The 5,916-nt window shown below is 63.3% G+C and carries 4 protein-coding genes and 1 pseudogene; 2 read left to right on the top strand and 3 right to left on the bottom strand.

What is annotated here, in order from left to right; genetic code table 11:
- Positions 1-325: 325 nt before the first annotated feature.
- Entirely contained in the window at positions 326-1,090 is a 765-nt protein-coding gene (locus BP858_RS05350) for a dihydroorotate dehydrogenase electron transfer subunit (RefSeq protein ID WP_062262627.1), read from the bottom strand.
- Positions 1,083-1,970: a dihydroorotate dehydrogenase gene (locus tag BP858_RS05345; RefSeq protein WP_062262630.1), complete on the bottom strand. Its 888-nt coding sequence runs from the start codon at positions 1,968-1,970 to the stop codon at positions 1,083-1,085. Before BP858_RS05345 ends, BP858_RS05350 begins: the two co-directional genes overlap by 8 nt.
- A gap of 201 nt (positions 1,971-2,171) precedes the next feature.
- Here BP858_RS05345 and BP858_RS05340 point away from each other — a divergent pair, with 201 nt between their 5' ends.
- A complete protein-coding gene (locus BP858_RS05340) occupies positions 2,172-3,038 on the top strand; it encodes a malate dehydrogenase (protein WP_062262633.1) in 867 nt (288 codons plus the stop codon).
- A gap of 19 nt (positions 3,039-3,057) precedes the next feature.
- Complete coding sequence (locus BP858_RS05335; protein ID WP_286879039.1) at positions 3,058-5,466, top strand: DNA-directed DNA polymerase; 2,409 nt, start codon at positions 3,058-3,060, stop codon at positions 5,464-5,466.
- 105 nt (positions 5,467-5,571) lie between these two features.
- Here the strand turns inward: BP858_RS05335 and BP858_RS05330 are convergent.
- Positions 5,572-5,916, bottom strand: a pseudogene (locus tag BP858_RS05330) (hypothetical protein); the annotation flags it as partial.

Raw genomic sequence — 5,916 nt, 5'->3', positions numbered from 1 at the left:
TGTCCATGCAATACCATCTCACGCGAGGGGCGCGAAGCCGCGAAGTTCGGTTGCCGGGCGGCATAGTCCCCTTCGCGTTCTTCGCGGCTTCGCGTGAGATGAGTGTAATAATTAGATACTATAGTCCAGTACGGTGGACCGTGGTGGCTATCTCCACGGGGGGTGGGGACCGGGGAGGCGGCACGACCCACGACCCCCTCACCCCGCATGCGTCGAGGATGCGTGGCGATGCCTGGCGGGAGGTGCCGTGCCCGGGAGTGATGGAACTGAACCGGGAGCCCCATTGGCCAAACGGGGGTGTTTCATGGAAAGCCGGCTCGATGCACTAGACCCTGTGCCTCCGCCCGCTCGCGTCGCGCGCGTAGTGCCCGAACTCGCTCCCGAGCAGGACGTCGCCGGAGAAGACCGGACCGTCCCGGCAGACCCGGAGACCGTGCGGGTCGGTGCAGCATGACCCGCAGAGGCCGACGCCGCACTTCATGTAACGGTGCAGGGAGAACTGCCCCCGCTCCGCACACCCCTCCCGGTCGAGGATGCCGAGCACCGCCGCCATCATGACCTCGGGGCCGCAGACGCAGATATGGCTGAAGTCGGCGAGGTCTACCCTCGATATGAGGTTGGTCACGAACCCGTGGTGACCGGCGGTGCCGTCGTCGGTCGCGACCATCAGCGTCGCTGCTTCCCGTATCCGGTCGGCAAAGAGGAGTTCAGAGGCTGTCCGGCCGCCGAGGAGGAAGGTATCCACCTGTCCGGCCGCGACAAGCGGCAGCAGCGGGGATGCGCCGACCCCGCCGGCGATAGCAAGGGTCCTCCCGGTGACCGCAAAGCCGTTCCCGTACGGACCCCTGATCCCGATCCGGTCGCCCTCGCGCATCGCAAAGAGGGCAGCGGTCGCGTCTCCCACCTCCAGGACGGTGATCGAGGACGGGGAGGAGAGGGCCATTGGGACCTCGTCGACGCCCGGCACCCAGACCATCACGAACTGCCCCGGCCGTGAAGCGATCTCGCGGTCGAAGACGAACGTCCTGATCGACGGCGTCGCCTGGATGATCTCTTTTAGTGTGACCCCGACGGGCATCTGCTCATCCATGGGCGCACCCCACGATCTCGCGTGCGTCGATACCGTCGTGGCTGTAGAGGTCCTTTGCAATCGCTGCAAAGATGCCGATATCGTCGATGACCGCGCTCCCTAGCTCGATGGCGCTCGCACCCGCCATCATCATCTCAACAACGTTATCTGCGGTGGAGACCCCGCCGCACCCTATAATTGGGATGGTACACGCCTCGTAGAGGTCGTAGACGCACCGGACCGCGATAGGGAAGATCGCCTTCCCCGAGAGCCCGCCGAACCGGTTTCCGAGCACCGGCCGGCGGAGGGACGTCGATATCCGCATCGCCTTCACCGTGTTGACCGCGACGACCGCATCCGCCCCGCCGCGTTCCGCTGCCGCCCCGATCTCCCCAATATCAGCGACATTTGGGGTGAGTTTCACCCAGGTCGGGACCCCGAGCGAGGCCACCGCCCTCGTGCACTCCTCCACCAGGGCAGGGTCGCTCCCGATAGCAGCCCCGTAGCCCTCCGCGTGGGGGCAGGAGAGGTTCAGTTCGAGCCCTGATGCTGTGCCGGCGAACCAGCCAGCGACCGTCCGGAACTCCTCCGGTGTCCCCCCAAAGATACTCACGACCACCGGTTCGCCCTGCAGGACGGCCAGTTCATCCTCGAACGCTGCCGAGGGGTTCGGGAGGCCCATGGCGTTGATGATACCTCCGTCGACGACGATCAGGCAGGGTCCCGGGTGTCCCTCTTTCGGGTCCGGGCCGATGGATTTCGTGACCACACCGCCCGCACCGTTGTGCAGGATGCGGGCGAGTGACGCACCGGTGGTCCCGAGGATGCCGGCAGCCAGCAGAAGATGGTTCTTCAACCGGACGCCGCCGACCTCGGTAGGGCCAGGATAAAGCGTAACCATTGAAAAAAGGTGGGAGTGAGGTATTATTATACCCTCGCGCCAAGTATAATAAAGAAGGAATATCTGCTCCGCTTCCCGGAGCCCGGATACCGGAACGGAATACGGCAAGGCGCCCCTTTTCCCTGCCGGACCGTCACTCTCCGTGCAGCAGGGCCGATTGATTGTACAGTCTTTTACCGTTATCCATACAGGACGATACGTATGACCTCGCTCGCAATCTTAGGTGTAGGAAAGGTGGGGGGCGAGACGGCGTTTCTCTCCGCCGCGCTCGGTCTCGCCGATGAGATCATCCTCTACGACGCATACGAGCCCATCCTCCGTGCCCAGGTGCTCGACCTGCAACACACGGGTATCGATGTTACCGTCTCTACCGACACAGCGGCGATGCGGGACGCCGATATCTTCATCTTTGCGGCAGGCACCCCGAGAACGCCGGATGTCAAGACCAGGGCCGACCTCCTCGAGGCCAACATCCCGGTGGTGAAACGTTGCGGCAAACACCTGCAGGGATTTCCAGGGGTCGTCATCACCATCACCAACCCCATGGACGCAAACAACTACGGCCTCTGGAAGGTGATGGGCATCGATAGGCGACAATGCATCGGGTTTGGCGGTCAGCTCGACAGCGCCCGCTTTGCCTGCCTCCTCCGCGAGGCAGGGGTTCCGGGGCCTGCCTGGGTGCTCGGTGAGCATGGCGAACACCAGGTGCCGCTCTTCTCAAAGACCGGCGCCTATGTCGAGATCGATGAGCGGGAAGCAACCCTCGCCCGGATGCGGGGGGCGAGCATGGAGGTGATCCGCGGCAAGGGCGGCACGGTCTTTGGACCTGCCTATCATATCGCGATGCTGATACGCGCGGTCCTCGAAGACCGACGCGAGGTGCTCTCCTGTTCGTGCGTGCTCGACGGCGAGTACGGCCTCTCGGGCTGCTCGCTCGGCGTCCCGGCCCGGATCGGGCGTGAGGGGATCCTCAGTATCGAGGAATGGAGCCTCGATACCTGGGAAGAAGAGAAGATGGCAGAGGCGGGAGCGTTCGTACAGGGCCTCTGCAGGAGGTTTGATGACTGAGCCTGTCCCGGAGTCCCGCATGAGCACCCCGGCAACCCTGGACGATTTCGGGAAGACCCGGATCGGCATTCACCAGGTGGAGTACAGTGTTGGCCCTGATATCCCGGTCATCCATGTATTCGGCCGGGATGCCTCAGGGAGCGCCGTCAAGGTTGACGTGACCGGTTTTCGGCCCTACTTCTACGCGCCAGCCGGCCAGGTCGACGAGACCCCCCTCCCGCAGGACGTCGACGTGGAGCCGGACACGACCTACCGCTCCATCCAGGGCGAGGCGCTACGAAGGCTCTACACCCGGCGCCCCGGTGACGTCCGCGACGTCCGTGACCGTTACCAGCACTATGAGGCAGACATCCCGTTTGCCACCAGGTTCATGATCGACTGCGGTCTTACCGGCGGTATGGAACTGCCTGCCAGCGCCACGGTGGTCGACTACCGCGAACTTGCGCCGGTCGATATCAAGGCTCCCGCGCGGACCTGCATCATGGATATCGAGTGCGTGGACGAGCGGGGTTTCCCGGAGCCGGAGCGGGATCCGATCATCTGCGTCACCTGCTGGGACTCCTTCGATGAGGACTACACGACCCTCCTCTGGACGCCTGGCGGGGTGCCGGGTGATGCGGCCGAACTCAGTCTCAACGCGCGGCACCGGGTCGTCCGGTTCCCGGACGAGGTGGCGATGCTCAAGGGGCTCATCGACTACGTCAGGGGGCGCGACCCGGATATCCTCTCGGGCTGGAACTTCGTTGAGTTCGATATCCCCTACATCCTGCAGCGGATGGCGGCGCTCGGGCTCCGCGGTGAGGACCTCGCGCGCCTCCCCGGGCAGACCACGCGTAACGCTGTCAGAGGGAGGTCGATCTTTGACCTCCTTGGCGCCTACCGGAAGATGCACCAGGCCCAGAAGGAGTCCTACCGGCTCGATGCGGTCGCCGAGGAGGAGCTCGGGGAGACGAAGGTCCGCTACAGCGGGACGATCACCGCACTCTGGCAATCCGACCCGGCACGGCTCGTGGAGTACAACTACCGCGACGTCGAACTCTGCGTCGGGATCGACAAAAAGAACAACATCATCGAGTTCTACCGGGAGATTGCCCGGTACGTAGGGTGCCCGCTCGACCGGACGCTGAACTCCTCAAACGTCATCGATATATTCGTCCTGCGTAAGGCTTCGGGCAGGTTCATCCTCCCCTCGAAGGGGTTTGCCGCCGGGGACGAGTTTGAGGGGGCGACCGTCTTTGAGCCCGCCACCGGTCTCCGCGAGAACGTGGTGGTCCTCGACCTGAAATCGCTCTACCCGATGGCGATGATGACGATCAACGCATCGCCCGAGACGAAGAATCCGGACGGGGAACTGCGGGCGCCAAACGGCGTCCGGTTCTCCCGGGAGCCGGACGGGTTAACAAGGAGCATCCTCTCGGAACTGCTCGTGGAGCGGGACGAGCGCAAGCGTCTCCGCAACCGCTACCCCTTCGGGTCGCCGGAGTACGTCCTCTACGACCTCCAGCAGAACGTCCTGAAGGTGATCATGAACTCCTACTACGGGGTCTCGGGCTACACCCGGTTCAGGCTCTACGACCGCGAGATCGGGTCGGCCGTCACATCGGTCGGGCGGGCGATCATCAAGCACACCCGTGATGTCATCACCGATCTTGGCTACACGGTCCTCTACGGCGACACCGACTCTTGTATGGTCGAGGTCCCGCCGGGGAGCCTTGAAGAGACCATCGCGAAGGCGAGGGCGATCGAGGCCCGCCTGAACGCGAGTTACGGCGACTTCGCGCGCCGCGAACTCGCTGCCGATAAACACTACTTCTCCATAAAGTTCGAGAAGGTCTACCGCCGTTTCTTCCAGGCCGGCAAGAAGAAGCGCTACGCCGGGCACCTGGTCTGGAAGGAGGGCAAGGATGTCGACGAGGTCGACGTCGTCGGGTTTGAGATCCGGCGGAGTGATTCACCGCAGGTCACCCGGGAGGTGCAGCACGACGTCCTCGAGATGATCCTCCGCGGGGATGCGTTCGAGGACGTGCAGGCGTACCTGCGCGACGTCATCAGGAGGTACCGCCGCGGGGAGTACTCCCTCGACGAAGCAGGTATCCCGGGTGGGATCGGGAAGAACCTGGATAGCTACGAGAACGAGGATGCCCATATCAGGGGAGCAAAGTATTCAAACAAGTATCTCGGGACCGATTTCAAGCGGGGCAGCAAACCGAAACGCGTCTACATAAAGACCGTTACTGAGAAGTATCCGCGGACCGACGTGGTCTGCTTCGAGTACGCCGACCAGGTGCCGCCGGAGTTCGTCGTCGACTGGGAGACGATGCTTGAAAAGACGCTCAAAGGACCCCTCTCGCGGATCATTGAGCCGCTCGGGTGGGACTGGCACGACGTCGACCCGACACGGACGACGCTCTTTGACTTTGGGATGTGACCGACCCGACCGGGGCCCCTGCGCTCCCGGTTCGTGCCGGCCCCTTTTACGCCCGGAAGATGGCGTGCCCCGGTCCCGGGTGTCGGAATCGCCTGCTTCGCCTTTTCACACAAACTCGAACTCCTTGGATATGTTGATACTGTTCCATATCCATATCCGGTACGTCCTGGGAGTGAGAGTGCTGTTGCCCATCGGCTCTACGTTCTTCCCCTGTGCAGCATCCCACGATGCTGTATCCCACTGCACCGTCCAGTTATCTCCGGGATAGAGATATACAATATCACCTGTATGAGCTAGCCCACTGCGGCCGATGGTCTCCCACATGCCGCCGGTGCAGTTCTCCGGCGTGCATCCAGATGTGTTCGCGCCCCATCTATCGACCCGCCATGGGGACGGGTTACTGAACTCCACCGGCTCATCGCCGCAGTTGACGATGCCGAACTCCACCAC

The sequence above is a fragment of the Methanoculleus sp. UBA413 genome, assembly GCF_002502935.1.
Lineage (GTDB): Archaea > Halobacteriota > Methanomicrobia > Methanomicrobiales > Methanoculleaceae > Methanoculleus > Methanoculleus bourgensis.
The sequence above is the reverse complement of the archived record's forward strand: the minus strand, read 5'-3'. Positions and strand labels throughout refer to the sequence as shown.